Raw genomic sequence first — 1,837 nt, 5'->3', positions numbered from 1 at the left:
AGAATCAGGGCTGTACTACAACCGGTTCCGGTACTATGATTGTGAGGCGGGGCAGTATCTTTGTGCAGACCCGGTGGGGCTACTTGGGGGGATAAACAGTTACTCCTATGTACCTAATCCGCTTGGCTATATTGATCCGTTGGGATTATGTAAAACGGATGTAAGTAATTCTTATCCCGGCCCTAAATTACCAGATAATATTGCATCAACTTTCGAAAATGGGATATATACAAATAGAAAGTTGACTCAGGATGAGTTTTTCTATAAATATCATGGTGTAGATAATAGAACCGGTAGAAAATATTCATGGTTAACGAATAAATTATATACATCAGAAGATACACTGAGGCAGGATCTTGCTATTCGCCATGATTGGGGTGTCAATATTACTGATGTGTCAAAATTTAGAGTTCCTCAAGGTACATGGGTTAGCGAGGGAACCGCAGCCGCTCAGGGCGCAGGATATCCTGGTGGTGGATATCAAGCTGTGATATCGAATGTTCCTGATGTTTGGGTAACAAATACAACAGGGGTTCCGTGGTAATGAAAACAGAAAATTTACTTAATGTTTTAAATGAAATAATTATTGAATTAAAAAATAATGGAAAAAAACAGTCTGCTGATTTTTTTTCATTAAGGTATAATAATATAAAGAACTTAAATAATCACTTAGAGTCCATTAAGGAATTATCTACATGCAGAGCAATGGCTCAGTATGCTAATTTTTCTATTACAGAGGAAAGAAAACTCGATAAAATAGTAGACTATGCAACAGCTATCTTAGCAGGAGAATAAGCCTTGTGCAGATAACTTTATTTATCAGGGTATGACGGTAGCATATGAACTACAATATGGTGATTTCTGGAATGTACGAACAAAACCTATAGTACGATCCACCGATCGGGTAGATTTGCTGTCCTGACTCGATAGTGCTACTTGGTGGGTTACACTTATACAGTATGTATCAAATCCTCTTAATTATATTGATCCGCTTGGATTATGTAAGGTTGAAAGCGCAAATGTTACAAGATGATGTGGGATATAATATAAGTCCAAAAGTTGGAATCAATATCCTGCAATTGGTCGAGATGGTACATTTGTTACCGACAAAGAAGGTGCGTTGAAATATTTCAATGGTATTGAAAATGGAGAGATTACTATACCTAAATCTCTTGCTTCGACTATTGAAAAAGATATGGGGTTATATCCGGGTTCATTAAGTGATGGATTCAATATTAGAAGAGTTGATGGCATTTCTAATATGCAACCACGAAGTCCATTAGGCGGCAATGATTATTTTTTAGGCCCAGGTCAGCACTTGCCGCGAGGAGCACCAGAAATGATGATAAACTCTGTACCAACATCAACTCCAGTAACTATACGGGTGAATGTAAATTGAATAAGATGCCAAATCATTCCATTATTGTTATTGATATAGCGGGAAATACTGTAAAAATAAGAGTTTTTGGTCAGCATTTGATTAGCAAAATGCAGGTGATAGGTTTTTCATCAATAAATGAATTTATGGTTTTACCTGTAAGTGATGACCAAGATAAAAAAAGAATAATAAGATTGCTAATCAGTGAAGGTGCTCTTTTTTATATGGATATGGTTGGTATCCGTCAGAAGTAATGGAATATTATAAAGAACAAAATATTAATTTCGGGAAATATAAGATTATATACTGGACTGATAAGGACACTTATCATATAGAAGAACGATGATCTATTCTTATTAAATAAAAAGCGGGAAAGATCCTCAAATCATCCCGGCTGTTATTATTTAATACTCGTCAAGTTACGACAGGCTCACCCGCCTGACCGAAATCATCAACGCT

The 1,837-nt window shown here is 36.3% G+C and carries 4 protein-coding genes; all 4 read left to right on the top strand.

Features of this window, described 5'->3' with window-relative positions; translation table 11 throughout:
• The coding region (locus QNN88_RS22740; RefSeq protein ID WP_414242137.1) for an RHS repeat-associated core domain-containing protein at positions 1-544 on the top strand (544 nt) is incomplete at its 5' end.
• Positions 544-795 carry a hypothetical protein gene (locus tag QNN88_RS22735; RefSeq protein WP_183075069.1) on the top strand — a complete coding sequence of 84 codons (252 nt, stop codon included), beginning with the start codon at positions 544-546 and terminating at the stop codon, positions 793-795. The genes QNN88_RS22740 and QNN88_RS22735, both read left to right, overlap by 1 nt.
• Positions 796-1,120: 325 nt before the next feature.
• Positions 1,121-1,399, top strand: coding sequence for a hypothetical protein (locus QNN88_RS22730; RefSeq protein ID WP_414242136.1), 279 nt, complete (start codon positions 1,121-1,123; stop codon positions 1,397-1,399).
• Positions 1,396-1,632 carry a hypothetical protein gene (locus tag QNN88_RS22725; protein ID WP_414242135.1) on the top strand — a complete coding sequence of 79 codons (237 nt, stop codon included), beginning with the start codon at positions 1,396-1,398 and terminating at the stop codon, positions 1,630-1,632. Before QNN88_RS22730 ends, QNN88_RS22725 begins: the two co-directional genes overlap by 4 nt.
• The last annotated feature ends 205 nt before the right edge of the window (positions 1,633-1,837 follow it).

This window comes from Citrobacter sp. ANG330 (genome assembly GCF_047467925.1).
GTDB classification, from domain to species: domain Bacteria; phylum Pseudomonadota; class Gammaproteobacteria; order Enterobacterales; family Enterobacteriaceae; genus Citrobacter_A; species Citrobacter_A amalonaticus_G.
Note: the sequence above shows the minus strand (reverse complement) of the source record. Positions and strands in the feature narration are given on the sequence as shown.